We start from the raw sequence: 24616 nt of genomic DNA on the forward strand, positions 1-24616 counted from the left end.
TTCCGTCCTATCGCAGGGCGTGCAGGGCATCGGCAGGCCGCGGCCCCCACGCCGAGACCGTCCACAAAATGCACAGTGGGGTGGTCGAGCGGTCGCAGGAATACCAGCCGTCGTAGGCGGGGATCTGCGAGTAGGCCGGACAGCCCCCGCCGCAGGTCCCGGTGTGCGCACAGCCGGTACAGATCGGGTCGGCGTGCAGGTAGGAGTTGAGTTCGTTGTCCGGATCGGTGTTGAGCACCAGCCGCCCGTCCCGGAATGTCGCGAACGGATGCCCGTCCATGAACACCGGGCACGCATACACCGACCCGTCCGGATAGACGTGCGGCCGATCCAGGGTGCGCGCCGGGCAGCCGGGATAGCCGCGTTCGAACCACTGCGCCTGCTGCTCGGCAGGCACGAACGTCGGCGGGTAATACACCGCCAACCGGCGCTCCGGGGTCATGGCTTCGAGGTCCGCGCACCAGCGCATCCATTCCTCGGGCTTGAGCGGTTCGAGGAATCGCGCGCCGTTGCCGGTCTTGCCCAGGTTGTGGAAGCTCAGCGTGTGCACCCCACGTTCGGCCAGGAACGGAATCAGGTCGACGGCGTGTTCGGCGTTGGCGTGCGAGACCGTGCACATCACCCGCACCTGATAGCCGCGCCGCACCGCTTCCTCGATATGCGCGACCACTGTGGCCCAGTTACGGGGATTGCCGCGAATCTTGCGGTGCACCACCGGATCCGCCGACTCCAGACTGAAATTGAAGCTGTTGAGCACGCCGGGCGGCACCGCGTCGAAGACGTCGTCGGCGAATTCGCCGTTGGAGGAGATCGTGACCTGATAGCCGCGCTGCCGGGCGGCGGCCACGATCTCGCCGAGCTGCGGATGCAGGGTCGGTTCGCCACCGAGCAGATAGAGCTTGTCGTGTCCGGCGGTGACCTTGAAATAGTCCATGACCGCGACCGCCTGCGCCACGCTCATCGTGTTGGCCTCGTTGAGGCGACTGGTGCCGACATAGCAGTGGTGGCACCGCAATTGGCACGCCGTGGTCGGGTAGAGGAACACGAACCGTTCGGTGGCCTGCGTGTAGAGCGGGCGGCGCACCGTCGGCATGCCCAATCCCAGCGCGTTCATCGTCGGCTCCCGTCATGTCCGGGCGCGGGCATCGCCAGGCATTGCGCCCGCAGCAGATCGGCCAGCTGCCCGTCGACGACGGGCAGCGGACACACATTCGGTGCGCCCGGCGCCACGGTGGTGACGGGTTCACGGCCGTGGAAGGCCGGAGACCGATACGACAGCCCCGGCCCGAACCAGCGTTCCAACCCCACCCCGATCGGCGTGGCCGTCCAATCCCAATCTCGTGCGCGTCGGCGCTGGTCCCACTTGCTCGCCAGCCGCGCCTGCTCACTGTGGGCGGGCAGTTGCAGGGCGTGTTTGTAGGGCTGCACGCGCGGCATCGGCCAGCGTTGGAAGTAGTCCAGCGCGCGGGCAGTCAGCGGCCCGAGGATCTCCTGCGGGTCGTAGACGCAGATCTTGGGGTCTTGGAGCATCTTGTAGACGACGTCGCCCTTGCGGAAGCTCGACAGCGGGCAATCCGCCAGATAACAGGCCGAATGCTGGATCGAGGGCACCGCGGCCAGGCACATGTCGGTGAAGTCCAGCAGCCCGGTCAGGGTCGCTTCGTCGAAGATCTCCCCGCAATGCGCGAACGCCAGGCCCGCGCTCTCGTGCAGGGCACGAAAGCCGTCGGCGTAGGTGCGTTCGGCGTCGCGGTCAGGTTTTTCGAGGATCACGACGGTGTCCACGTCGGAAGTGGGTTTGTGGGTGGCGCGCGCGTAGGAGCCACCCACGTAGGCGGCCAGCAAGTTCGCACCGAACACCGCGACGGCCAGGTCCACGGTGCGCGCGGCGATGAGGGGTTCGGGGTGGTTCATCGGAGCAGTCCTTCCGTCACAGGGGTAGACAGCGAGGTCGAGACAATGTGTTCGGCGGCCGCCAGCCCGCCGGTAGCGGCGGCCACGATCCCTTGCGCCAGCCCGGTCGCGTCCCCGACCGCATACAGGCCCGGTGCGGAGGTTTGCAGGCTGGCGCTCAAATCCATGACGTCCCAGGTGTTTTCCAGCTCGAGGCCGATCACTCCGACCTGCCGCTGACACCACGCCGGATCCGCGCCGCCGGTGAAGAACCCGGCCAGATCGGTGAACGCCTCGACCAGCGCGGCGTGGACCTCGCTCGGCAGGATCGAGGCCAGATTCGCCATCCGGTAGTCGCGCACCGACGGCGTCACCCCCGAGATGGCACTGAACTCCGGCAGACTCGTGCAGGTCAGTTCCCGAGCCTTGAAGTCGGGAAACCATTGCAGGACAGGCTTTCCCGGCCGATCCGGACGCAACGCCCGATACGGGGCGAGCAGGTCGGTGGCGATACGGGTGCTGTCCCACGCGCGCCCGTCCTCGTCGCGCAGTTGGGCCAGCAGGGCGAAATTCGCGGTCGCGCCGTGCGCCGGTTCGGCGATGACGTGTCCGTCGAGCAGGGTGTAGCCGCCGTCCGGGCCCGCGGGATAGTCGGTGAACTTGATCCGCCCGCCGCCCGGACCGGCGCAGAAGCAGAACGTCTTGATCTTCACCCCGCTGCGCACCAGCGTGGTCTTGAAATCCGCGTGCACCCCCGCACCGGCCGCCAGCAGCGCGGCGGGGCATTCGAACCGCACCCCCACCGACGGGGCAGGGGGATCGAAACGCAGCCCGAGAGTGCGGATCTGGGCGTGCCACCATTCCCGGCCCCACCGCCCGACCGCCGCGACGACCGCGCGCGCTCGCACCCGGTCCTCACTCCCGCGCCGGTCGAGGAGCTGCGCCTGCCAGCGGCCACCCGCGTGCGGGGCCAGGGCGCGCACTTCCGTTCCGGTACGCAGGTCGATGCTCGGGCGGCTCAGTAACCGGTTGTGCAGCCCGTCGATCACCGCGCGCACCTGGGCGCTGGTCAGTGACGCCACCGGATAGTCCTTGACCGGCCACGGTGCCGCGCCCACGCTGCCCCGGAACTCCGGCAACACCGTGCCGCACAGCCGATGCAGGGCAGCGGTTTCCAGACGCAGACCTCGCTCGCCGCCCAAGAGTTCGGCCAACCGCCGCCCCGAGGGGAACCGCGACAGTTTCACGCCGTCGCCGTAATGGATGCAGCCACCGAATCCCGCGACAGTGTTGCAGATACCCCGGCAGCCGTGGCATTCCCGACCCCGATCCACCGGACACACTCGCCGGGTATGACCACGGCCCGCATCCACGAGCAACACTCGCGCCCCCGCGTCACTGAGCCGATCCGCCGCGATCAAACCCGCAGGGCCGCAACCGATCACCAGGACATCGACCTCGACGACCATGTCAGTCCTCCCCCGCCAGGACCGCGATCTGCTCACGGATCCGCGCCGCGGCCTCGACCAGGCGCTCGTTCTGCGCGGCGATGCGGGCGGCGAAGCGCGGCCCGTACATGTGCTCGTAGCGGTCGCCGGTGTGCTCGTGCAGCGGAATGCACGACAGGTCGACCGTGCCCCGACAGCGCCGGGATCCGACCAGGTCCGCGACCTGTTCGCGGTAGTCGCCGGTGATCCCCGAGGTGGCGATCACCGCATCCCACTCGCCATCCCCGACCCGTTCCTTGGCCAGGCCGGGGCGGCACACCATCGCATCGGCGAGGTTGCGGCTCGCCCGGCGGCGGACGTTCTTCGGCGACCGGGTCACGATCACCAGCCGCTGATACCCGCTCACCCGGGCGTGCTCGGCCACCGCACGTGCCATCACCCCGCCGCCGACCACCAGCAGGGTGTGCGCGGGTGCGCGGTGCTCGGAACCCAGCAGCCCCAGAGCCAGCGCCGGATAGTCCTCGACCGCGGCGAACCGGTTGTCCTCGCGCAGTCGCCGCGCCAGCCGCACCGCATCGGTCACCACTGAGTGAAACGGATGCTCGAACCCCAGATGCGTGGACGCCGACAACAACTGCCACAGCACGAACTGCTCACCGAGGATCTGCGAACGCACCCCGGCGCCGATCTCGGTCAACCGCCGCCGCGCCGCCGCCGACCCCAACGCCAGCCCGACATCACGCGGCAGCACACTGCGCCCCCACTGATCGCGGACCGTGCGCAGCGAATACACCTCCACGCGTTGACACGTCGAGAACACGAACGAGTCCGCACCGGTATGCCGCCGCAGTTCGTTCGCGAGGCTTTCGTGCACCGCGCCGAGCTCGCGTCCGGTCCGCACCGTGGAGTCCAGAAACGAGCACCGCGGCACCGACCCACACATCGAGTCCGACTCGGCCGCCGCGGCACAGGTGACGTCGTCGGCGGTGCCGCGTAGCCCGCCGGCAGCGACCACCACCGACCCGCGTGACGTGGCATAGGTCATCAGAACCTCCTCCGTCTCCCGCGCAGGAAGCCCACGCGGCGACTACTGAAAATGGTTGTGCGACTGTCGTTTTCCGTGCTCAGGCAGTGTTCGTCCACCGCTCGCCCTCTTCGGCGAGCGTGAATGGTCAGCAGGATGTGCGAGCGGCTACCGCCGAGCGGCCGCGCCCGGCGTGCGCACCCGCCGCAGCGGGTGTCCGGCACCCGGGGAAGGGTTCGCCGGAATGTTCGTGCAGCTCATACCGTTCAGAGTCGGCGTGAATGCGCGGGCGGGGAACCGTCCTTTGCCCGAATTCCCCCGTCCTTTTACCGTCCTCGGCTCGGGTGCGGTCCCGCACACGGTGTGGCAGTGCAAAACTGGCCTGTATGGAACTCAACGGTGCACCGGTCACCGCGGCGCAGATCGCGGCTCTGGGACTGGTCGGCTACGGGCACTTCACCTCGATGCGCGTCACCGACGGCGCGGTCAAAGGCCTGACCCTGCACCTGGATCGGCTGCGCCGTGATTGCCGCACCGTGTTCGCCACCGACCTCGACACCAGCCATGTGCGTGACCTGATCCGCCGCGCCCTGCCCACCACTCCCGGCGCGTTAGTCGTGCGGATCACCATTTTCGACCCGGACCTCGAACTGGCGCACCCCGGCGCACCCGCGCACCCGCAGGTCTTGGTGAGCTTCCGGGCGGCTCCCGCGCTGCCACCGACCCCATTGACGTTGCAGTCAGCGGTCTTTCGCCGTGACATGCCGCAGGTCAAGCACGTCGGGCTCTTCGGGCCGATGCATCTGCGCGCCGCCGCCCAGCGCGACGGCTACGACGATGTCCTGTTCGTCGAACCCGACGGCACGATCTCCGAAATCGCCACCAGCAACCTCGGTGTCATCACCACCGACGGCCAATTGATCTGGCCCGACGCCGAAGTCCTGCCCGGCACCACCATGCGCTTGATCAGCCAGGCCCGCGACGAAGACGTGCTCGTCGAGAAAGTCACCCTGGCCCAGCTACCGAAATTCGCCGCCATCGTCGCCACCAACGCCGCGGTCGGCGTGCGCGCGGTCGCCCGCATCGACGACCACCACTTCCCCACCGAGCACGAACTCATCACCACGCTGCGTCAGGAATACGATTCGATTCCCCCGCAGCGGATCTGACCCCGCCAGCGGTCCTGCGGCGACTACGCTTCTACGCCATCGCAACGGGGACAGGAGACACCGCGCAATGATCACCATGCTCGGAATCTGGACAGGCGTGCACGTCCGGGCACTACGTGAAGCGCGCCGCATGAGCATCAAAGAGTTCTCCGCCCACCTCGGCGTACCCGAACGGCGCGTGGAGAAATGGGAGGCCGGAGGCGCGAAAGTGCGCCCGCGCCCGGTCAACCAGGCCGCCCTCGACACCTCCCTGCAGACCCTCACCATCGACGAACGCGCCCGATTCAGCCGTCTCGCACCGGATTCGGTCACCGAGCGCCCCGACGAACCCGAGATCATCGAGCTTCCCGTCGTGCTGCGCCACGACATCGACGGCAAGGTCATGACCCGAGTCCCCGAGGGCATCTTCCTGGCCGGCGCCCAGGAACAACCGGTCTGGGTCGCCGAATTCTGGATCGACCTCTACCCCACCACCAACGCCGACTACAGCCGATTCATCGCCGCCACAGGCCATCCCCCACCACAACACTGGAGCGCCACCACCCCACCGGCCGACCTGCTGACCCACCCCGTCGTATGGGTCAGCTGGGACGACGCGACCGCCTACGCGCACTGGGCGCACAAACGCCTGCCCACCGCCGGGGAATGGGAGAAGACCGCCCGCGGCACCCACGGCGACATCTGGCCCTGGGGCAACCAGCTGACCCCCGCCAAATGCAACTGCCGCGGCGCGATCGGCACCACCACCCCCGTCGACCGCTACAAATCCGGCGTCAGCCCCTACGGCGTCTACGACCTGTGCGGCAACACCTGGGAATGGACCAGCACCCCAACCACTCCCGGCCGCTACGAACTCAAAGGCAGCGCCTTCACCAGCCCCTACGACCGCGCTGCCCCCTCGGCCACCAACGACGCCGACCACACGATGCTCGACGACGACACCGGATTCCGTTGCGTGAGTACCGCTCCCATGGCCTGAGCCTCAGCGGAGCCGGTTGTGCGACAACAACAACGAGCTCTCAATCGCTCCGTATGCGGGCCGGACTCGATCGCGCGGAGCCTGGGCCGGGAAGTCCCTACTGAGCGGGTTTCAGGTCGATGTACTCCCGCCAAGTGCCCCACCGCGGTTCGCGTTTGTCGCGCGGATGGATTCCCAAGCCCGGCATAGTCTTGTCGATCCGAGCGGCCGTGAGCGGCTCGGACACCGGCGCGAGACTGTGCAGGCCCGGCAGATCTTCCCAGCTCCCGGCCATGTCCAGCGCACGGACCCGGGCGACCACCCCGTCATGGACGTACACGACCGCGCGCAGCCGCTCCCGACGCATCGCGGGCACGCGCGCGGGACCGGCCGAGAGGCGGCGGTCCATCTCGAAGTCCGGATCCTCGCTTCCAGCGAACTGTGCTTCGAGTTCCTCGACCGTGCGCGGATTGCGGTAGATCACCATCACGCAATCCGGATCATGTTGCGTCGCAGGCAATCCCAGCTCCTCGAACTGGGTGCGCATCCACTCGTACGGCACCAGGACCGCCTTCGGCACGGAATCGACCGTGATCACGGTGTGCGTGCCGATCGCCAGCTGCTCGCGGATCGGCTTCAAGTTCTCGCGCACCCACCGGGCGTTCTTCTCGGCGTAGGAGGCCGGTTCGACCGCGCGTTCCTGCCCGGTCAGCCACAGGTCGTGACCGATCAGCATCGCCACCGGCGCACCGTAGCGCTGCGCGACGAACAGCTGGTTGTCCTCGTACGCCGCGCTGACATGCGCCGACAACTCCGTGGTCAGCGTCGTGAAACTCACCGTAGCCATATCTAACAGTCTACTTTTTACACACCCTGCGTGGAGGGAGACGCGCAAACCCGTCGCGATTTCCGCCGGCCGACACAACGACCAGGGCTGCCGCGGCACCGAGCCCTCCCGCAGCGCCGTCGCTCCCGCGGGCTCACCACCCGGCCGAGGCCAGTCCGCCCCACATCCGCTCCGCACTGGCTGCGTGGCCGGTGCCGCCCGGGTTGGGTCACGCGGGCGGTGCCCGCGGAAACCCTCCGCGACCTGCGGCCGCGTGCCCCTGAGTGGGGTCGCCTGCATTGTGTTCTCGCGCCCCTCACGCGTCAAGGGCGCTCCTGCGTCGCGTCGCCTGCGGCGATGGCGCACGCGCCACCCTTGACCCGCGAGCCTCTGCGCGAGAAGCGCAGGCGAACAGGGGCAGGCCGGAGGCCTGCCCCGTGCGGGCGCACGCGCCCCCACCCAGGGGCAAAGACCACCGTCCCCCAGCAGGTAGGCACACGGCAGAAAAACCCGCCTGACCTGCGTCGACATGCGCCGAAAACGCCACAAGAATGCGTAAAACATACTAGAATAGAGTTATGAGCAGCCCAGAGATCATCCGCCAGGTTCACGGCACATTCGAAATCGACGCGCGCACGCTCATCGGCGGGCGTGCCCATCAGGAGGACGCGTACGCGTTCGACCACTGCTACGACAAGCACGGTGGCTACGCGGTCGCGGTGATCGCCGATGGGATGGGCGGGGCGAAGGGTGGATCCGATGTGATCGCGCGCGCCGCCGCCGATATCGCCTGCCGGATGGCCAGCCTCATCGACAACCAGGAAGGCCCCGATCACGTCATTCGCGCCACTCGCACCACGATGACCGTGCTGGCCGACTACGCCGAGCACGAGCCGGTCTATCGCGCCTACGACCAGGACCACGCCGATTGCGTGCTCCAGCCGCCGGACACGACCTTGGTCGTGCTCACCGTCGATGTCGATACCCTCGATATCTACGCCGGGTGGATCGGCGACAGCCGCGCCTACGTCCTGCGCCGCGACGGGCAGCTCCAGCAGCTCACCCGCGATCACAACCTCGCCTTTCTCGGCGCACCGCACCGCCTGACCCGCTCGCTGAGTCGCACCGACACCGAGCCCGACCTGGGCTGGTGGCATCCCGGCCAGCGCCCGGACTGGTACCCGGCGCGAATCCTGCTGTGCACCGACGGGATTCACGAAGCGCTGCCACACAAGGCGATCGCCTACGCGCTCACCCACGCCCCGACCACCGCGCGCGCCGCGCAGTGGCTGACCCGCTGGGCGGTACGCGCCGCAGGCGAGCACGCCGACAACGCGACCGCCCTGGTGATCACCGTCAACACCCCCGACCCCGAATAGGAGACCTCGTGCTTATCGACCCGAAACATCGTTGCCCGCGCTGCGGGCAGGATCACGGCGTGTGCATCACGTTCGCCGAGCTTCACCAGATCGCCAGCGAGACACTCCAATTCAGCGATTGGGGACGCCTGGCCGACGCCAGCGCGTGGATCGAGATCCAGTACCTCGAGCAGCTGATCCTGTTCGCCGGATCCGTCGCCGAGACCACCGGCGTGCACCTGCGCCACCTCACGCGCGGCACCCAGCACTACGGCGAATCCCTCATGGTCTACCGCCTGCCGCGCCTGATCATCACCGGCGACGCCGTCACCGCCGACGGTCGCCAGTGGCCCGACGAACGCCCCGCCTACTAGCCCCAGCTGAGCGAAACTCTATCCGGATTCTTTTACCCAAATTGCGTAAAAGAGCGAACGATAGAGATAGACTTACGGGGTGGCCGCAACCGGCCGCCAGCAGCGGAAACTCTGTTCTTTGACAAGTTCACAGCGAATCAGCAAACCCCATTCCCCGCAGGGGTCCGGGCCGTCCTTAGCGGCCCGGACCCCTCCCCCCACCACCGGAGGTTTCCTGTGACCACACCCCCGCCCGTGTTCCCCTCGCGGCGCGCCACGCGTCGCACCTTCAGCAAGGACCGCTGGCTGACCAACCGGGTGGCCGACGCCTTGCCAGACGCGGAGGCCAAGCACGCCGAGCGCCTCGCCGCCGCGCTACGCGGCGACCGCGCCGAGCGCCATCACAACACCGAGTTGCACGCGGTGCTGACCTACATCGAGCGTATGAGCGCGTTGTGGCAGTCCGACCCGATCGGCCTGGCCGACGTCGTTGTCCGGTTGCGGTGCGACCGGGTACGCGACGAGCTCTACGAGATCGCCGCCGGACGCACCGACCGCTTGCACCCCGGCACCGTCGAGCACGCCGATTCGGTGCTCTACAGCACCCTCACCGCCGCCACCACCGGCACCGACTACGCCCACGCGACCACCCTGGTCGCCCTCACCATCTACGTCCGCCACGACGACGCCAACACCGCCTCCTACCTGCTGGAGAGGGCGTGCGCCGCCGACCCCCAACACCGAGTCGCACAGACGCTCCGCGTGGCCGTCGCGCAGGGCCTCCCGGCCACCGACGTTGCGGCCGCGTTCCTGCGCAACCACCTCCAGCACTAACCCCCCGGCCGGGGCGGCAACCCCGCCCCGGCCCCGAATCCCCGGAGGACATGTCATGACGACCAGCACAGCTGAAGAGATCTTCGCCGAGGTCACCCAGATGGTCGGCGACGGGCTGGACCCGGTGCTGTGGGCAGAAGACGAGATCGCCGCCGCCCAGCACCGCCACCCCCACCGCGCCGACGAGATCTGGCACAGCTACCCACTGCTGAAACCATTTCACGAGCGCATGAGCAACGAACTGGTCTACCGCGCCTACTGCCGCGAACTGCTCGAGCGAGTAGCCACCGGCCGCGACACCCGCCCCGCCACCGCTATCGAAGTCGTGTTGACGTTGCGCGATGTCAGCCTCGCCGCCCCACTCAATACCGCCGCCGCTGGCCTGTACTTCCGCATGTGGAAGGCCGCCGGAATGCCCGAGATAGACCCCGAAGGCCACACGGCCGACCTCACGCACTACGAGGCCCTCGAGGGCAGCCGAATCGACGAGTACGAAGCCGAGACCCGCCGCCGAGCCCGCCGCGAAGACCGGACCCCCGCCAAACACATCACGTGCTGCGGACTGCACAACGGCCGATCGGTCGAATGCCGGTACACCGCAACCGAACCCGCACCGGCCGAGCACTGCGCACCGCCCGAGTTCACCAGTGCACCGGCCCCGGAAGGGCCAGCCGAGCAGCTGGCCCTGATCTAGCCGCCATGCCACCCCGCCACAACCACGGCCGAAGGCTGGTCGAGCTGTTCGACGAGGACGGCGACCGCATCATGCTCACCCGCGACCCTGACGGATACCTGCGCCTGGTGCTGCGCGACAGCGACCAGTGCGATTGGGAGACCTACGTCCGATTCGACGAGCTGACCGCCGGATTCCTCGAGCACGCGCTACGCCGCGAACGCCTGACCCGCCACCCCACCATCTGACCCGCACCGCCCCACGAGAGGAACCACGTATGCCGATTACGTGCCCGTGGTGCACCAGCACCGTCTCCTACGACCCGGAACCGGATCTGTTGTGCCGCTACCACCGCGCCGAATACGAGGGCCTCAGCGTCGCGCAGTTCGAGCGCCGCGACGACACCGAGAACCGCGAATGGCTCGACACCACCGCCTGACCACGACAGGAGTACCTATGTCCACCCCCGCCGACCCGTACGGCCCGAGTCCGACGCAGCCGGACACGGTGCCCGCCAACGAATTCCGTGACGTGAGCGACCACCGCTACCTGCACGGCTACCCGGTACACAAGGTCGCGCAGCTGTGCGAGCACACCAATCCGTTCGGTGCTCGGATGCACAGCGTCATCACCCGCTGCGGTATCGAAGCCACCGAGATGGGCGAGTGCCGCACCGATACCCCCTACAGCAGCGTCCGCAAAGCCGAGTGGTGCACCACCTGCGCACCCAACCGCCGATGACCACACGCCACCTAGCCCGCGCACCGCCGCCCGCGCGCCGAAATCCTTTGCCGCACCGCGGATACCCGATCACCAGCCAGCGCCGGACCATCCTTAGTGGCCCGGCGCTGGCTGCCACACAGCCAAGGAGACACCGCACGATGAGCACCACCACCGCCCCTGCCGCCGCCGACACGGCCGTCAGCGTCGCCGAACCGGCCACCGCGCCTGCCCGCCGTCCGGATCCGAAGCCCTTGACCGCCGAGCGCCTCACCGAGTTGCGTGCCCAGCTCGAAGCATCATCCACCGGCCGCGTACCGCTGGCCGTCGATCCCGAGGATCTCGTGTTCGGCCGCAACATCCGCTCCGACGCCGAAGACACGTTGGATGAGGAGTTTCTCGCGTCGATCCGTGAACACGGGTTCCACCAGGAGCCGAAAGTGTTCATCAACCGCGACGGCTACTTGCAGGTCCGGTTCGGTCACCGCCGCACCCTGGCCGCCCGCGCCGTCGACTACCGACCGTGCCCGGTGATCCTGGTCGCGCCGCCGCTGGGCGAGACCGCGCGCGAACAGCGAATCGACGACATCGGTACGCAGTGGGACGAGAACGAACGTCGCACCGAGATGACCGACGCCGACCGCATCGGGGCCGTCGAGGAAATGCTCGATCTGGGTTTGACCCCGGTCAAGGTCGAAAAGCGGTTGAAGAGCGTCACCCGCGACGAGGCCGCCGCGATCGGCCGGTTGCGCAAGGCCACCGCCGCCGACCTCGGGCGCGCCGCCGCCCTGGCCGGTGACCTCGACATCAGCCAGGCCGCCACCGTCGCCGAGCTCGTCCCCGACGAGTACGAGATGGGCAAGCTCACCGAAGCCGCCCGCGAAGGCCGATTCGAGCGGACCGTTATCGCGGTCCATCACCGCCGCCGCGCCCTGGCCGCCACCGAAGCCGCCCGCGAGAGCTTCGTCAAGAAGGGCTACACGATCCTGACCAGCAAGCCCGGCTATTGGGACGAGAACAAGCCCGACGCCTTGGAAAGCCTTGTGACACATGGAGGACGCCCGGCCACGGTGCAGGACGTCACCAGCCCCAGCCACTGGGCGGTGTTGCTGCACCACGCCGAGCAGGCCATCCTCATCGAGACCGGCGAGCAGATCAGCGCCGACAGTATCGACCCCGCCACCGTCCTCGATCCCGCCGCGACACCGGCCGAGGGCAAGCATCACGCCGACGCGGTCCGCTACGAACCCGCCGTCAGCGCGTCCTACTTCTGCACCGACCGCAAAGGCGCGGGGCTGAAAGTCTCGCGCACGGGCGGAGCCAACCCCGAGCAGGGCGCAGCCAACGTGCGCGCCCGCAAGGCCAACGTGGCCGCGCGCGTGGACACCGAAGCCCGCCGCAAGTTCATCACCGACAAGTTCCTGACCCGAAAGACGTTGCCCAAGGGCATCATTCAGTGGATCACCCACATGGTGATCACCGATCCCGAGATTCTGACCAAGGGAAACGGGTTCGCCATCGAGTTCTTCGGACTCGGCAACAAGGGCGGCTACAACCTGCGCGAAAAGCTCACCGGCCTCATCGGTTACGACGACACCCGCGCCCCGGACGCCCAGAAGACCACCGATCAGCGCGCCCTGATCATCCTGGCCGCCCTGGCGATGGCGGCCACCGAAGCCCGGATGCAGCCCACCGACAAGCAGCCGCACTACTGGCGCGCCACCCAGGACGACCCGAACGTCTGCTACCTCCCCGGCAGCAGCGGCCACGCCCGCTACCTGCGCCTGCTCGCCGCGATCGGCCACAAGCCCGGCCCGATCGAACGCGCCGTAATGGGCCAGATCAGCCTCACCGACGCAATCGCCGAGGCCGCCGACCTCACCGCCTGACACCCCCACCTGTCAGGCCGGGGCAGAACCCCAAGGGCTCTGCCCCGGTCGCCTCACCGAAAGGAACTTCCCCGTGAGCCACAGCATCGAGTTCGCCGTCGGCGAATACGTCGTGATCGAAGACCCGTTCCTGGCCGACAACATGCGCGGCCTGGTGTACAAGGTGGCGAAGGTGAACCCCCGCCAATTGCACGTCGATCCCGTCACCGCCGGGAGGGCAGGAGTGCTGCCCAAAACCCTCGCCCGCCACGCCACCCCCACCGAGCGTGACGCCGCCCTCGCCACCGCAGCCAAGACCCCGCCCCTCTCACGCGGAGCCGTCGTCACCGTCGCAGGATTCGAAGGCCACTACGTCGTGCTCAGCCTGCCCAACGGCAAGACCATCTGGCACATCACCGCACCGCTCGGAGGCAGCACAGGAGACCGGCACATCAAGGCCCTGCGCGAACACATGACACTCATCGACCCCGCCCGCATCCAGATCGCCTAACCCCGAGGCCGAGGGGGCGGAGCCACCGCGCCCACCGCGTAGGAAGTTCCGCCCCTGGCCTCGCAGGATGAACGATCAGGGCTACCGCGACCGAGAGCCGTCCCCGGCCCAGCGCAGCTCCCGCAGGCTCACCACCCGGCCCGGTGACGTACGCGCCGAGCACGCTCACCCCACCCCGCACAGTCGGGCAGCTGGCCGGGGAGTCACGCGAGCTGCGCTCGCGCGGCGACTGGTCCCGCAGGGTGTCGGCGTGCCCCTCCGATCAGCCCGCAGGGGCTATCACGGCCCGCCAGGGGCAGGCAAGCGCGAAAAGCGTGCACTTGCCTGCCCCTACCGCACCGTGATCGAGTCGCCCCAGCTGACCGGAGGGACCCACCAACACCCCACCCTCACCGTGGTCCCTGCACCGATAGTTCAACCCCCCCGCGGCCTTCGGCCGCGCCCGGGGCGCTGCCCCCGGTCCCCCGCCGCTCGCCGCGGAGGCAGCCTCCCAGAGCGACAGGAAAAGAACAACCCCAAAAGCCGAAAAGAAAAAGAAAAACAACCACGCCCGATCATGCCGAAATACCACGCCAATGCGTAAAAGACTCTAGAATAGAGATCAGAGGGTGCGGGACCAAGAATCAGCCCGAAGGGGCCGAGGACCACCCCCGCTACCCGTGTTGTTTGAGAAATTCATAGTGGATTCCCCAGCTCAGAACATCACCTGTTCTGTTCACTCTCTCGCGCACGGAAAAGGAAATTCCGTGCGCAGGCAGAAAGGAGCACCCGTCATGGGTAGCGACTACTGGGAACCCGCAGTATGGCCGTTTCGAGTCCTGCACCGTGTGCAGACCGACGACGGCCGCCAGGTCTGGAAGCAGTGGGGAGGCCCTTACCACAGCTTGCGGCAGGCAGCCGGATACATGACCGCCCATCTGCGGACCACCGAACCCAAGCGGATCGCCCTCGTTCTCGTGCGGCGGCCCGGCCCCCGGATCGGAGCCCAAAGCTACCGAGTCGTCACGCTCTGGCAAGGCATCGCGGCACCCCCGGACGGATTCGGGCAAGGCCCCTACGTCGATTCCGAAGACGATATCGAATTCGAGGCATAACCCATGCCGTTCGATGTAGGGCAAACCGGTTGCACCGATATTCGCGACGCCACCCCGCAATTGCGGGAGGACATCGCATGGGTACACGAATCCGCCCGCGAATTCGCGACCAAGGTATTGGACGCCGAAGACAGCGACCATGCCGAGCATTACGCGAATTGGGTCACCGCGCATGTGCTCGCCGCAGGCGGTAGCGACGCCTTCAACCCCACCCACCCCGAGGAAATGCGGGTGTGGGCCAGCCAGGGCCACGGCCCCGACTGGCTGCGCCCCTGCACCCCACCCCGAGAAAGGAGCTAGACCCGTGTTCGAGAACGCCGAAATCGTCCACCGCTACACCCGAGCCCAGGCGATCGCCGATGGAGTCCTGCACGACTTCACCGCCCTGGCCAGCGAATTCGGATTCACGAAATCGTTCGTCATCGCTCACCACGCATGGACCGAAGCCGTCTACTGGCCGCAGGACGCAGACGAGGGACAGAGCGAGAAAGGCCGAGCGTGGGACGTGATCGTTCAGGCCCATTTCGCGATCGCATCCGCCCGTGAGGCCAAGCGCGTGCCGACCGATCGGCTCGAGTTCACCGTCTACCGCCTGGTCCACGACAGCGGAGACCCGACCCCGCGCCCGATCACCCTGGTAATCCACATCGGCCCCGGCGACGCGGGCGAACCGGTGTTCACCGTCATGGCACCTCGAGACGAGTAGCCAGACCGCATAACCCCCGAAAGAAAACGGGCATCGGGCCGTCCTTAGCGGCCCGATGCCCGCACCACCCTACCCGAGCAGGCATCCCGAGGAGCCCCACAATGCACACCCTGACCACCGCAGAAGCCGAATGCGGCTACTGCACCACCATGGCGCGACTGACCCGCCACCACCAGCACCGCGCCGAATTGCTCGCACTCGTGCGCCACGAAATCCGCGACTGTGACGCCGCCCGATCGGCAATGCGCCCCTGGTTCGACGCCCAGTACAACGCCCTGGCCACCCACGACCCGATCGAGACCGCCGCCCAGCGCGACGCCTACATTCGCGAACTGCACCAGCGCTGGCACGACGAACACCAGTTGATGCCCTACCACCCCTGCGGATTGCGCCCCCGCACCCAACTGGCCAAGACCGGATGCCGCACCGTCACCTGTTCCCGCCCGGCCCGCGTACTGGTTTCCGACACCGTGTGTTCGGCCCTGTTGTGCGAGCCGTGCGCCCGAAAGTTCCACGCGCACTTGAAGCGCCAGGGCCAGGGCGAGCGCTACAGCAGCGTTCCCGCCGCCCAGTGCGTGTCCGCCCTCGAGGACCAGGCCGCCGCCGAACGCACCCTCAGCGCCTGACCCTCCCCTTTCCCCGAGGCAGGGACCGGCCGCCCACCGCGCCCGGTCCCTGCCGCTCATCTTCTCGGGCCGCGACCCGGCCCCGACACCGAATCGAGTGATTCCCATGTACAACAGCCCCGACGCGTTGGGCACCGCCGCCGTGATGAACATGCTGGACACCGTGCACGAAGGCGATTGCCTGGCCGAATACGCCACTCTGTACGCCGCCGCCCTCGAGGCGATCCCCGCCGCACAGGCCCGCCACCCGCAGCAGTCCGCCGCGCTGGCCGACACGTTCGACCTGCTCAAGCCCACCCATCCCGGATTCTGCTCCGGCCCGCTCTACCGCGCGCACTGCGCCGAAATCCTCGCCCGCGTCGCCAACGGTCACGACACCCGACCCGCGACCGGCCCGGAAATGATGCTCGCGATGCGGGCAACGATCATCCTCCCGTTCACGCAGACGGCCGTTGCCCTGTTCCTGCGCTTGTGGAAAACCGCCGAACTCCCCGAGATCGAGCCCCCCGCCCCACTGCCCGACTACGAGGACGGCCCCAAAGCCGTACTGCGCGTGGACATCCTCGCCGCCGAGCTGCGCGGCGAACTGACCCACGAATGGCGAACCGCCACCACCAGCACTGAACCCGGCGACCCCGCCGCCTGACACCCCGCCCACCCCACAGGACCGGTCGCCGAGCGCGACCGGTCCCGCTTCCCCTTCCGGCCGATGCGCCCGTAAGGAACTGCGCTGGCGCTCCGTGCTGTCTTCGCGAGCGGCCCAGTCCCAGCCGGCCACATTCCGCATCCGGCCGCCGGCCGAGATATCCCACCGGCCGCGCGACCGCTCGGGAAGACAGCCACCCACCCCCACAAGTCCCCCGAAAGAGCCCCCGTCATGCCCAAGAAGACCACCGACCCCGCCATCTACATCGGCGACACCGTGCACACCCTCAGCACCGACGGCACCGAGAACCGCGCCCGATGGACCGTCGATGAAATCCACCCCGACAAGGGCACCGCACAGATCAGCCGCACCGCCAAGACCGACCACCGCACCACCAGCTACCGATCCATGCCATTCGCCGCCGAGCGCCTCGCACTGGTGCGCCACGGCAACGCCCTCGACGACGACATGCGCCGACTCGGCATCACACCCGAACAGAAGCCCCACCACAGCGACCGCACCCAGAGCCCCTACATCCTCGACGGCAAGACCCACCCCGCAGACGGTGCACAGTGAGCCCCGCGCCGACCGAGGCCACGCTCACGGCCGCACGCGCAGCCGCCGACGCACAGTTCGCGACGTTCGTCTCCGAACTCGACACCATCGATCACCAATGGGACTGGGGCGAAGACGAGATCGCCGCAGCCCAGCAACGCCACCCCGACCACGCCGACGAGCTCTATCACTCGTTCCACCTGCTGCCGACCTCACACAGGTTCCTGCAAAGCGAGACCCTCTACCGCGCCCACTGCCGCGAGCTCCTCGAGCGAGTCGCGGCAGGCCGCGACACCCGCCCCGGCACCGCCGCCGAAGTGCTGATCACTTGCCATCTCGCCAGCGTCGCCGAACCGGTAAACACCGCCGCCGGACTGTATTTCCGCATGTGGCACGCGGTCGGATTGCCCGATCCCGACCCGCACAGCTACGCCACCGCCCGCGAGCACTACGAGGCCAGCACGGGCAGCCGAATCGACGAAGCCGAGGCCGACGCCCGCGACAAGCTCACCGAGGACCAGCGTCTACCGCTGCTGGACATCGAATGCAACGGCCGCCACCTCACCGTGCCGACCCCATGCCGGTACGCGGCCCCAGCCCCCGAGCAGGCCGACTACGCCCCGTAACCAGCCCTCCCGCCCATCAGGAAGGAGAACCCGCATGTCCACCCCGACCCACGCCCGCCGCGGCCGCCCCGCCCCGTCCCGCGGCTCCGATCCGCCCGCCCACGCGGGAACCGTCGCGGAGGTGCTGAACGAGATCGAGGCCGCTACCGACCGGCGCACCCGCCGCGCGATGCTCCCCGAACGCAATCTCGTCGCCGCCCTGATCACCCTGGACCGCGACCGCGCCGCCGAGGTGCTGTCACTGGTCACTACCGCTGATTTCGAGGACCACCTCAGCGCGGTAATCGCCGCCCTGATCCGGGTGATCGCGTGCGAGCGCGGCGAACCCCCCAGTCCACAAGCCGTGTTCGCACTCACCCGCAGTCTCGGCCCCAAGCTCACCGAGTTCCACGTCAGCGAGAACCGCATCGCACAGGAGCTCACCGAGGTCTACACCCTCGGGCTACCGATCACCGTATGGTCCAGCGCCCGCCAAGTCGTCGAAGACTCCTACCGCCGCCGCCTAGGAGCCGGATTCACCCGTGGCAAGCAGATGTGCGACACCTACGCCGACATCCCAGCAATCGAAGCCCACATCACCGAAGCCCGCGAACCCCTGCTCGCCCACCGCGAGCGCCTGATCACCCTCACCCACCGCGCCGCCACCAACACCCCGTAACCACCGCGAGAGGAGCCCACATGCCCTACACCGGCCCCGACTGGCCCGAGTTCCGCCAAGGCGACCGCCTACACGTCCACCGCGTGTTCGACCCGCCCCACCAACCCTCCGGAAGCCGTCTCGCGCAGTGGTCCGGAGTCATGGTTTCCGAGACGTCCCGATACGGGTTCAGCCTGCGAATCGACGACAGCGACGGAGGCGGCCAACGCTTCCACGCATGGGACCCCGGCCCCAGCTGCCACCAGACCATCACCCGCATCCCGCACTAGCCACACCGCCAGGCCCGACGATGCGCCGAGTGGCAGGCAACGACGCCCGCCGCGCCCCCAGGACAAAGCCCCCGGGTCCCGAGACATCCAGTCTCGGGACCCGGGGGCTTTTGTCGTGCCCGAGGTACTACGGCGCGGCCGCCGAGGATTCAGCAGACGGAGCCGAGGACGCGGCCGACGCCCGCGCGTTCGGAGCCACCGGCGGTTTGGGAACGGGTGCCGGTGAGGCCAGGCGCAGCAGCCGCCGCACCTCCCCGACGTCGAGCCCGGTCAGTTCCGCGAGGGTGGACTCATCGGTCCCGCGCCCCTTGATCCGCGCCAGCGCGGCCGCCTGCTCGGCTTCCACCGCTGATGCCGCCGACAGGTACGTCTGGTGCGCATCCGCTATCGCGGTGTCCCGTCTCGTAGCCGCCCGTGCGACCGTCGAACTCGCTTTCAACACCTGCGCGAGGTCCGCAGCGTCCGCGTGTTCACGGTCGCGGTTGGCCTTGGTCACCGCCGCCATCCGCTCACGCGCCGTCTTGCGCGCCACCACCGCCGGTCCGGCCGGTTTCGTCGCCATCGCCCAACCCCTTCCGCAGGCCGCGCGGCGGCCCATCGTGCCGGAGGCCGGACGCAATCGCCGGTCCCGAACGTCCGTTTTGCGATCTTCAGTGCCACGCTACGCCCGTACCACCCCACTCCAGCGCGAATTTCCCGCAATCCTCTGTTCGTGCCTCACCGCACCGTCCCAGCCAGCTTGATGCGTGTAGCTCTCTGTTTAGAGCTCGAAGAGCCATTGATCCCGTACACACCTCTTGCACTATTGTGAATTTTCGGCCACAACCCTTTCTACCTGCTGTTTTCTGGCCTACCGTCGATCTTGTGATGACCATCCACGCGATACACGCGGGCGATGGCTACACCTACCTCACACGGCAGGTCGCCACCGGCGACCGCCTCTGTGCCACCGACAAATCCTTCACCGACTACTACACAGCAACCGGCACTCCCCCGGGCCGCTGGTTCGGCCGCGGAGCCGAGATCCTCGGCGTGAACGGCGAGATATCCCTCGACCAGATGCGCGCCCTCTACGGCGAGGGCATGCACCCGGACGCCGACCGGATCATCATCGACGCCCTGGACGCCGGCCACACCGACCGCGAAGCGTTGACCGCGGCGTCACTCGGCAGCGGATTGCACGCCCGGGGCAACGGAACCAGTGCAATCCAGGCCATCTACCAGCGTGACAAGACCGCCCTGCTGGCCGAACTCGGGCGTCCGCTCACCCAGGAGGAATGGGTGGATCTGCGTGCGGGTGCCGCGCGCGAGCACCTCACCGCGGAGTTGGATCGTGCACCCTCCGGCCTCGAAATCGAGGACGCACTCGCCCAGGAGAAGCAGCGACTGAGCAAGTCGGTCGCTGCCTACGACTGCGTGTTCACCCCGCAGAAAAGCGTGTCGATCCTGTGGGGCTTGGGCGACGATGAGCTGCGCGCCGAGATCGCACAATGCCACCGCGAAGCCGTCGAAGAGACCCTCGCCCGGATGCAAACGGAGTTCGCGCTCGCACGCCGCGGCGCCGGTGGCATCCGCCAAATCGACGCCGACGGAATGACATTCGCGCTCTACGACCACTTCGACAACCGCACCGGCGACCCCAACCTCCACACCCACGCCGTCGTGTCCGCACGAGTACTTGGTGCTGACGGGAAATGGTGCGCGTTGGACGCGCGATCGCTCTACGCCGCCACGGTATCGCTGTCGTGCCAGTACAACGCCGCGATCACCGGCAAGCTCAAAAGACGACTCGGTCTGCGGTTCGAAGCCCGCTACCGGGGCGGCCTGGGCAAGGCACCCGTGTACGAGGTCGCCGACGTCCCCGAAGCGCTGATCACGCACTTCTCACGACGCCCGAACATCGTGCGCGCCACCGAGAAACTCGTCGCCGACTACCGGGCCAAGCACGGTCACGACCCCAGCAAACACGTGCAGATCCGTCTGTCTCAGCAAGCCACCCTCGCCACGCGCGACCGCAAACCACTGCCACGCACCCTGCGGGAAATGGTCACCGAATGGTCCAGTGACACCGAACGCTTCCTGGCCGACGGACGTAGCACCGCGCAGTTCGTGCAGCACGTCCTGGACCTGTCGCGAGACCCGAATGCCGTGCGCGACTACGACCCCCACCAGGCGGCCTTGGCCGCTGCGGTCGTGCTGGGCGAGCGCGTCCCCGAGCTGATCGACGCGACTCCTGCTCAGCGCGCCACAGCGGCGCGTACGGCGTTGGCACGCTTCGCCTTCGCGCCCGGCAGCGACCGTGAAGCCGCGCTGGAGGAGGTGGTGGCGTTGTTGGATCCCGAGCACGACAACAACGTCCTCGACCTCGCCCAGGCCCTCGCCGACCACGTCGGACGCGAGATCTATGACCTCGAGCGCGTCACCGCCGAGGTCGCCGAGACTGTGGCCCGCCGCCGCGCGACGTGGACCGAGGTGCACGTCCGCGCGGCCGCCGAAGACCGCGTCTCGGCATGCGATTTCGCCAGCGACGCCGACCAGGCTGCCGCGGTCGCCGAGATCGTGAACGCTGTGCTCGCCGACAGCATCCAGCTCACCGTCGATCCCGAGCCCGTCCCACAAGCGCTCGCCCGCGCCAGCGGGCACAGCGTGTTCTCCACCTGCGCCGCCACCACCAACCGCTTCAGCAGCCACGCTGTTCTCGACGCCGAGACCGCGCTGCTGGAGGCCGCCAACACCCCGACCACCGAGTTCGTCACCGCCCGCGCCGTCGACACCGCGGTCGCGCAGGTCGAGGCCGAGACCGGGCAGGCACTCAACACCGGACAGCAGCGGATCGTGCGCCATCTCTGCACTACCGGTACCCGCCTCGCGGTGGCGATCGGGCCCGCGGGCACCGGCAAAACCACCGCCATGCGCGCGGTCGCGCGCGCCTGGCAGAACGACGGAAAAGCGGTGATCGCGCTGGCGCCGCAGAAGAGCGCCGCGCGCATCCTCGGCGACGACATCGACGTCCCTGCCCGCACCATCGACGCCCTGCTCACCCACGCCCGCCGCAGCGACGACTTCACCCTCGAGCCCGGCACCATGCTGCTGGTCGACGAAGCCGGAATGGCCTCCACCCGCAACCTTTCGCGGCTGCAGGCCCTCGCCGACCGCTACGGCGCGATCGTGCGATGGATAGGTGACCCGCACCAACTCTCGGCCGTGGAATCCGGTGGCGCCCTACGCCTGATCGCGGGAGATACCCACGCGCCGGCACTCGATACCGTCGTCCGGTTCACCGATCCCGACGAGGCGACGGCGTCGCTGCAAGTGCGCGACGGCGACGCCGCACAAGCGTGGGAGTTCTATCACGGGGCCGGGCGCATCGAGTCCGGGATGGTCGACGAACTGCGCGACAAGATCCTCACCGCGCACCTCGACGACCTCGACCACGGCATCCCGAGTCTGATGATGGCCGCCACCCTCGACGACGTTCACCTTCTCAACGCCGCCGCCCAAGCCGCCCGCGCCCAGGCCGGGCACGTCGCGACCTCCGGGCCCGGTGCCGAACTCGCGGACGCGCACACCGCCTACGTCGGTGACCTCGTCGTGACCCGCCGCAACACCAACCGGATCCGCATCACCGGCGGCATCCGCGCAGGGCAACCCATCGACAACGGCGAAGCCTGGCGAGTACGTACCGTGCACGCCGACGGGTCACTCACCGTCACCGGTCTGGCCCACCGCGGGCACGTCACCCTGCCCGCCCGCTACGTCACCGACAACACCGAACTCGGCTACGCCAGCACGGTGCACCGCGCCCAGGGCATGACCGTGAAACGCTCCTACCTGCTCATGGGAGCCGCGCTCGGCCGCTCCCTCGCATACGTCGGGCTGACGCGCGGCAGCGACTACAACGGCATCTTCCTGGCCACCGACACCCTGCCCGATCCGGCTCTCGACCACGCCCCGAGCGAACCGCGCAGCGACTACCAGGTGTGGTGCCAAGAACTCGCGCGCATCGACGACAACATCACCGCCACCGAGATCCTGCGCCAGGCTCTCGCCGACGCCGACGACCCACAACGACTACGCGAGATCTACGACCACGCCCGCACCCTCGCCGCCCACGACCGCCTCGACACCCTCCTCACGCGCGTGCTGCCCGACGCGCTCGCCCGCCAAGTACAGGCGTCCCCGCACTACGTGACCCTGCTGGAAACCCTCGACCTCGCCCAGCAGGCAGGTCTCGACGGCATCGAACTCATCGGGCTGATCGCCACCGACCGATGGCGTGCACCCGACGACGCACTCGAAGACACCGGCGACCCCGCCGCCGTCCTGCGCGCCCGCGCCGACCTACACATCGCCCGCCAACTCGGGCGCGCTGCCCGCGGCCCCGACGGCCCGTTCCTGACCGTGCGTGATCTCGCCAGCGACGACCTCGCCGCACCCCCGCCACGGTATCCAGGCGGCGATGCCGAGCTCGCCGACTACGTGAGTGCCCTGCACGCCCGGCTCACCGCCGCCGACACCCCGGCCGATCTCGATGCCAACCCCGATCGGGTCGCCGCGATCAGCGAGCTGGCCGACCAGCTCGCCCTCGACACCGAACGCGGCGGCCGGTTGCCTGCCCGGCTGTCGCGGATGCGCCGCGACTACGAACACACCGCCAAGGTGCTGGGCCGCGACTGGGCACGCCACCAACTCGCCGACGCCCTGCCCGCAGGACTGCACCGGCGCGTGGAGGACGGCCGCGATTTCCTGCCCCTGCTCGACGTCCTCGCCGACGCCCAGGCCGCCGGCCTCGACACCCACGCGCTACTCACCGAGATCAGCGACCCAGCCGCACAACCGCGCCTCGTGCGCGGCCGCGATGCCTCCACCGTCCTGCTCGCGCGCGCCACCACACTGCTCGATCAGCACCGCGCCGACACTGGCGACCCGACCCGCGCCGGACACCCGACACCGTTGCCGCCGGAGCATCCCGGCGTCGACCGGGCGGTGCGTGATCAGGCCACCGATCTCGCTCACCAGATCCGCGCCCTCGAAGATCTGACCCTGGTGCAGGACATGCACGCCGACCCGCTGCGCATGCTCGCACGGGGTGATCTCAACGCCCGCATCCGTGCACTGCGTGCCGACCTGCAACGCCCCGAACCCACCCGCACCAGCGGCGACCGTGTCGCGGCCGTGCACGCCGAACACGCCGGACTGCGTGCACAAGCCGACCTCATCGGCACCGCCCTCACCGCCACCGCGGCGGCCGAACAGGCCGATCAACGCCTGCACACCGCCACCGCAGAACTCGCCGCCGCCCAACGCGAACTCGACGCGATCCCGGGCCGTCGCCGCGCCCAACGCGCCACCGCCGCCGAAGAACTCGCCGCCGCCCGTGAACACCACGCCGCTCGCCAAGCCGAGGCCGCCCAGGCCCACCTCGATGCCGAGCGCGCCCGCGAGGCAGCGACCGAAGCCGCCGGAGCATCGGGCCGCTGGCAAGGAGTACTCGAGCACGCCGCCGACACCACACACCAGCAGGCCGAACTCTCCGCAGCCCAACGTGCCGACGCCCAGCACGCCCGCCGCGACGCAGCCCGCGCCGCGGCACAGGCCCGCCTCGACCGGGCGCTGGCCGAACGCGCCCGCCGCCGCGCGCTCTCGCCGGATCTCGACGAGCACGAACAACTCATTCGCAGCGGCCAACTGGCTACGCGCCTCGATCAGGTCTACGGCTACGACGAACCGGTCTCCGACGCCGACCTCGCCGCCGAACACGACCTGGGCAGCGAGCTCTAGACCCGTGACGGTCCCGGCCA

Annotated in this window: 27 protein-coding genes; 21 read left to right on the forward strand and 6 right to left on the reverse strand. The window is 68.7% G+C overall.

What is annotated here, in order from left to right; translation table 11 throughout:
* Nucleotides 1–7: 7 nt before the first annotated feature.
* From OG300_RS42500 to OG300_RS42515, 4 genes are read right to left on the reverse strand one after another with little or no spacing between them, the layout of a single operon-like run.
* Complete coding sequence (locus tag OG300_RS42500) at nt 8–1114, reverse strand: radical SAM/SPASM domain-containing protein (protein WP_331722956.1); 1107 nt, start codon at nt 1112–1114, stop codon at nt 8–10.
* Nucleotides 1111–1914, reverse strand: a complete 804-nt coding sequence (locus OG300_RS42505; protein ID WP_331722957.1) for a nucleotidyltransferase domain-containing protein — start codon at nt 1912–1914, stop codon at nt 1111–1113. The genes OG300_RS42500 and OG300_RS42505 overlap by 4 nt, the downstream gene beginning before the upstream one ends.
* Nucleotides 1911–3362 carry an FAD-dependent monooxygenase gene (locus OG300_RS42510; RefSeq protein WP_331722958.1) on the reverse strand — a complete coding sequence of 484 codons (1452 nt, stop codon included), beginning with the start codon at nt 3360–3362 and terminating at the stop codon, nt 1911–1913. Before OG300_RS42510 ends, OG300_RS42505 begins: the two co-directional genes overlap by 4 nt.
* Nucleotide 3363: 1 nt before the next feature.
* Nucleotides 3364–4386 carry a hypothetical protein gene (locus tag OG300_RS42515; RefSeq protein ID WP_331722959.1) on the reverse strand — a complete coding sequence of 341 codons (1023 nt, stop codon included), beginning with the start codon at nt 4384–4386 and terminating at the stop codon, nt 3364–3366.
* A 365-nt stretch (nt 4387–4751) separates the two neighbouring features.
* Between OG300_RS42515 and OG300_RS42520 the strand changes: the two genes are divergently transcribed.
* Together OG300_RS42520 and OG300_RS42525 are read left to right on the forward strand one after the other, a co-directional pair.
* Nucleotides 4752–5534, forward strand: a complete 783-nt coding sequence (locus tag OG300_RS42520; RefSeq protein ID WP_331722960.1) for an aminotransferase class IV family protein — start codon at nt 4752–4754, stop codon at nt 5532–5534.
* A gap of 67 nt (nt 5535–5601) precedes the next feature.
* Nucleotides 5602–6513, forward strand: coding sequence for an SUMF1/EgtB/PvdO family nonheme iron enzyme (locus OG300_RS42525; protein WP_405498917.1), 912 nt, complete (start codon nt 5602–5604; stop codon nt 6511–6513).
* 97 nt (nt 6514–6610) lie between these two features.
* Here the strand turns inward: OG300_RS42525 and OG300_RS42530 are convergent, their stop codons facing one another.
* On the reverse strand, nt 6611–7339 hold the full coding sequence (locus OG300_RS42530; RefSeq protein WP_331722961.1) for a hypothetical protein: 729 nt from the start codon (nt 7337–7339) through the stop codon (nt 6611–6613).
* Between the two features lie 557 nt (nt 7340–7896).
* Here OG300_RS42530 and OG300_RS42535 point away from each other — a divergent pair.
* From OG300_RS42535 to OG300_RS42620, 18 genes are all read left to right on the forward strand, one after another.
* The gene (locus OG300_RS42535; protein ID WP_331722962.1) at nt 7897–8697 is read left to right on the forward strand and encodes a protein phosphatase 2C domain-containing protein; all 801 of its coding nucleotides are present in this window, start codon (nt 7897–7899) and stop codon (nt 8695–8697) included.
* A 59-nt stretch (nt 8698–8756) separates the two neighbouring features.
* Nucleotides 8757–9050: a hypothetical protein gene (locus OG300_RS42540; protein ID WP_405498920.1), complete on the forward strand. Its 294-nt coding sequence runs from the start codon at nt 8757–8759 to the stop codon at nt 9048–9050.
* Between the two features lie 216 nt (nt 9051–9266).
* Entirely contained in the window at nt 9267–9863 is a 597-nt protein-coding gene (locus OG300_RS42545) for a DUF4192 family protein (protein ID WP_331722964.1), read from the forward strand.
* Between the two features lie 55 nt (nt 9864–9918).
* A complete protein-coding gene (locus OG300_RS42550) occupies nt 9919–10557 on the forward strand; it encodes a hypothetical protein (protein ID WP_331722965.1) in 639 nt (212 codons plus the stop codon).
* A 5-nt stretch (nt 10558–10562) separates the two neighbouring features.
* Nucleotides 10563–10784 carry a hypothetical protein gene (locus OG300_RS42555; protein ID WP_331722966.1) on the forward strand — a complete coding sequence of 74 codons (222 nt, stop codon included), beginning with the start codon at nt 10563–10565 and terminating at the stop codon, nt 10782–10784.
* Nucleotides 10785–10813: 29 nt separating this feature from the next.
* On the forward strand, nt 10814–10975 hold the full coding sequence (locus OG300_RS42560; RefSeq protein ID WP_331722967.1) for a hypothetical protein: 162 nt from the start codon (nt 10814–10816) through the stop codon (nt 10973–10975).
* A 17-nt stretch (nt 10976–10992) separates the two neighbouring features.
* Entirely contained in the window at nt 10993–11277 is a 285-nt protein-coding gene (locus OG300_RS42565) for a hypothetical protein (RefSeq protein WP_331722968.1), read from the forward strand.
* Nucleotides 11278–11417: 140 nt separating this feature from the next.
* Nucleotides 11418–13145 (forward strand): ParB/RepB/Spo0J family partition protein, encoded by a 1728-nt coding sequence (locus OG300_RS42570; protein WP_331722969.1) that lies wholly within the window; start codon nt 11418–11420, stop codon nt 13143–13145.
* 73 nt (nt 13146–13218) lie between these two features.
* Nucleotides 13219–13635: a hypothetical protein gene (locus OG300_RS42575; protein ID WP_331722970.1), complete on the forward strand. Its 417-nt coding sequence runs from the start codon at nt 13219–13221 to the stop codon at nt 13633–13635.
* A gap of 773 nt (nt 13636–14408) precedes the next feature.
* On the forward strand, nt 14409–14729 hold the full coding sequence (locus tag OG300_RS42580) for a hypothetical protein (RefSeq protein ID WP_331722971.1): 321 nt from the start codon (nt 14409–14411) through the stop codon (nt 14727–14729).
* A gap of 3 nt (nt 14730–14732) precedes the next feature.
* Nucleotides 14733–15029, forward strand: a complete 297-nt coding sequence (locus OG300_RS42585; RefSeq protein ID WP_331722972.1) for a hypothetical protein — start codon at nt 14733–14735, stop codon at nt 15027–15029.
* A gap of 4 nt (nt 15030–15033) precedes the next feature.
* A complete protein-coding gene (locus OG300_RS42590) occupies nt 15034–15435 on the forward strand; it encodes a DUF6573 family protein (RefSeq protein WP_331722973.1) in 402 nt (133 codons plus the stop codon).
* 101 nt (nt 15436–15536) lie between these two features.
* Nucleotides 15537–16061 carry a hypothetical protein gene (locus OG300_RS42595; protein ID WP_331722974.1) on the forward strand — a complete coding sequence of 175 codons (525 nt, stop codon included), beginning with the start codon at nt 15537–15539 and terminating at the stop codon, nt 16059–16061.
* A gap of 106 nt (nt 16062–16167) precedes the next feature.
* Entirely contained in the window at nt 16168–16707 is a 540-nt protein-coding gene (locus OG300_RS42600; protein WP_331722975.1) for a hypothetical protein, read from the forward strand.
* Between the two features lie 231 nt (nt 16708–16938).
* Nucleotides 16939–17283, forward strand: coding sequence for a hypothetical protein (locus OG300_RS42605; protein ID WP_331722976.1), 345 nt, complete (start codon nt 16939–16941; stop codon nt 17281–17283).
* Nucleotides 17280–17888 carry a hypothetical protein gene (locus OG300_RS42610; protein ID WP_331722977.1) on the forward strand — a complete coding sequence of 203 codons (609 nt, stop codon included), beginning with the start codon at nt 17280–17282 and terminating at the stop codon, nt 17886–17888. Before OG300_RS42605 ends, OG300_RS42610 begins: the two co-directional genes overlap by 4 nt.
* 34 nt (nt 17889–17922) lie before the next feature.
* Entirely contained in the window at nt 17923–18546 is a 624-nt protein-coding gene (locus OG300_RS42615) for a hypothetical protein (RefSeq protein WP_331722978.1), read from the forward strand.
* A gap of 20 nt (nt 18547–18566) precedes the next feature.
* On the forward strand, nt 18567–18815 hold the full coding sequence (locus OG300_RS42620) for a hypothetical protein (protein WP_331722979.1): 249 nt from the start codon (nt 18567–18569) through the stop codon (nt 18813–18815).
* A gap of 127 nt (nt 18816–18942) precedes the next feature.
* Here the strand turns inward: OG300_RS42620 and OG300_RS42625 are convergent, their stop codons facing one another.
* Nucleotides 18943–19377 carry a hypothetical protein gene (locus OG300_RS42625; RefSeq protein ID WP_331722980.1) on the reverse strand — a complete coding sequence of 145 codons (435 nt, stop codon included), beginning with the start codon at nt 19375–19377 and terminating at the stop codon, nt 18943–18945.
* 305 nt (nt 19378–19682) lie between these two features.
* On the opposite strand from OG300_RS42625, the gene mobF reads away from it, so the two are divergent.
* Nucleotides 19683–24596 carry a MobF family relaxase gene (gene mobF / locus OG300_RS42630; RefSeq protein ID WP_331723133.1) on the forward strand — a complete coding sequence of 1638 codons (4914 nt, stop codon included), beginning with the start codon at nt 19683–19685 and terminating at the stop codon, nt 24594–24596.
* The last annotated feature ends 20 nt before the right edge of the window (nt 24597–24616 follow it).

Origin of the sequence: Nocardia sp. NBC_00511, from assembly GCF_045161165.1 — a bacterium.
Lineage (GTDB): Bacteria > Actinomycetota > Actinomycetes > Mycobacteriales > Mycobacteriaceae > Nocardia.

What these genes read in the sequence shown, in the direction of transcription:
- OG300_RS42555 (WP_331722966.1), top strand. Translation starts at nt 10,563, where the DNA reads ATGCCACCCCGCCACAACCACGGCCGAAGGCTGGTCGAGCTGTTCGAC.
- OG300_RS42505 (WP_331722957.1), bottom strand. Translation starts at nt 1,914, where the DNA reads ATGAACCACCCCGAACCCCTCATCGCCGCGCGCACCGTGGACCTGGCC.
- OG300_RS42535 (WP_331722962.1), top strand. Translation starts at nt 7,897, where the DNA reads ATGAGCAGCCCAGAGATCATCCGCCAGGTTCACGGCACATTCGAAATC.
- OG300_RS42570 (WP_331722969.1), top strand. Translation starts at nt 11,418, where the DNA reads ATGAGCACCACCACCGCCCCTGCCGCCGCCGACACGGCCGTCAGCGTC.
- OG300_RS42615 (WP_331722978.1), top strand. Translation starts at nt 17,923, where the DNA reads ATGTCCACCCCGACCCACGCCCGCCGCGGCCGCCCCGCCCCGTCCCGC.
- OG300_RS42550 (WP_331722965.1), top strand. Translation starts at nt 9,919, where the DNA reads ATGACGACCAGCACAGCTGAAGAGATCTTCGCCGAGGTCACCCAGATG.
- OG300_RS42565 (WP_331722968.1), top strand. Translation starts at nt 10,993, where the DNA reads ATGTCCACCCCCGCCGACCCGTACGGCCCGAGTCCGACGCAGCCGGAC.
- OG300_RS42510 (WP_331722958.1), bottom strand. Translation starts at nt 3,362, where the DNA reads ATGGTCGTCGAGGTCGATGTCCTGGTGATCGGTTGCGGCCCTGCGGGT.
- OG300_RS42605 (WP_331722976.1), top strand. Translation starts at nt 16,939, where the DNA reads ATGCCCAAGAAGACCACCGACCCCGCCATCTACATCGGCGACACCGTG.
- OG300_RS42560 (WP_331722967.1), top strand. Translation starts at nt 10,814, where the DNA reads ATGCCGATTACGTGCCCGTGGTGCACCAGCACCGTCTCCTACGACCCG.
- OG300_RS42620 (WP_331722979.1), top strand. Translation starts at nt 18,567, where the DNA reads ATGCCCTACACCGGCCCCGACTGGCCCGAGTTCCGCCAAGGCGACCGC.
- mobF (WP_331723133.1), top strand. Translation starts at nt 19,683, where the DNA reads ATGACCATCCACGCGATACACGCGGGCGATGGCTACACCTACCTCACA.
- OG300_RS42595 (WP_331722974.1), top strand. Translation starts at nt 15,537, where the DNA reads ATGCACACCCTGACCACCGCAGAAGCCGAATGCGGCTACTGCACCACC.
- OG300_RS42625 (WP_331722980.1), bottom strand. Translation starts at nt 19,377, where the DNA reads ATGGCGACGAAACCGGCCGGACCGGCGGTGGTGGCGCGCAAGACGGCG.
- OG300_RS42520 (WP_331722960.1), top strand. Translation starts at nt 4,752, where the DNA reads ATGGAACTCAACGGTGCACCGGTCACCGCGGCGCAGATCGCGGCTCTG.
- OG300_RS42525 (WP_405498917.1), top strand. Translation starts at nt 5,602, where the DNA reads ATGATCACCATGCTCGGAATCTGGACAGGCGTGCACGTCCGGGCACTA.
- OG300_RS42580 (WP_331722971.1), top strand. Translation starts at nt 14,409, where the DNA reads ATGGGTAGCGACTACTGGGAACCCGCAGTATGGCCGTTTCGAGTCCTG.
- OG300_RS42585 (WP_331722972.1), top strand. Translation starts at nt 14,733, where the DNA reads ATGCCGTTCGATGTAGGGCAAACCGGTTGCACCGATATTCGCGACGCC.
- OG300_RS42500 (WP_331722956.1), bottom strand. Translation starts at nt 1,114, where the DNA reads ATGAACGCGCTGGGATTGGGCATGCCGACGGTGCGCCGCCCGCTCTAC.
- OG300_RS42515 (WP_331722959.1), bottom strand. Translation starts at nt 4,386, where the DNA reads ATGACCTATGCCACGTCACGCGGGTCGGTGGTGGTCGCTGCCGGCGGG.
- OG300_RS42530 (WP_331722961.1), bottom strand. Translation starts at nt 7,339, where the DNA reads ATGGCTACGGTGAGTTTCACGACGCTGACCACGGAGTTGTCGGCGCAT.
- OG300_RS42600 (WP_331722975.1), top strand. Translation starts at nt 16,168, where the DNA reads ATGTACAACAGCCCCGACGCGTTGGGCACCGCCGCCGTGATGAACATG.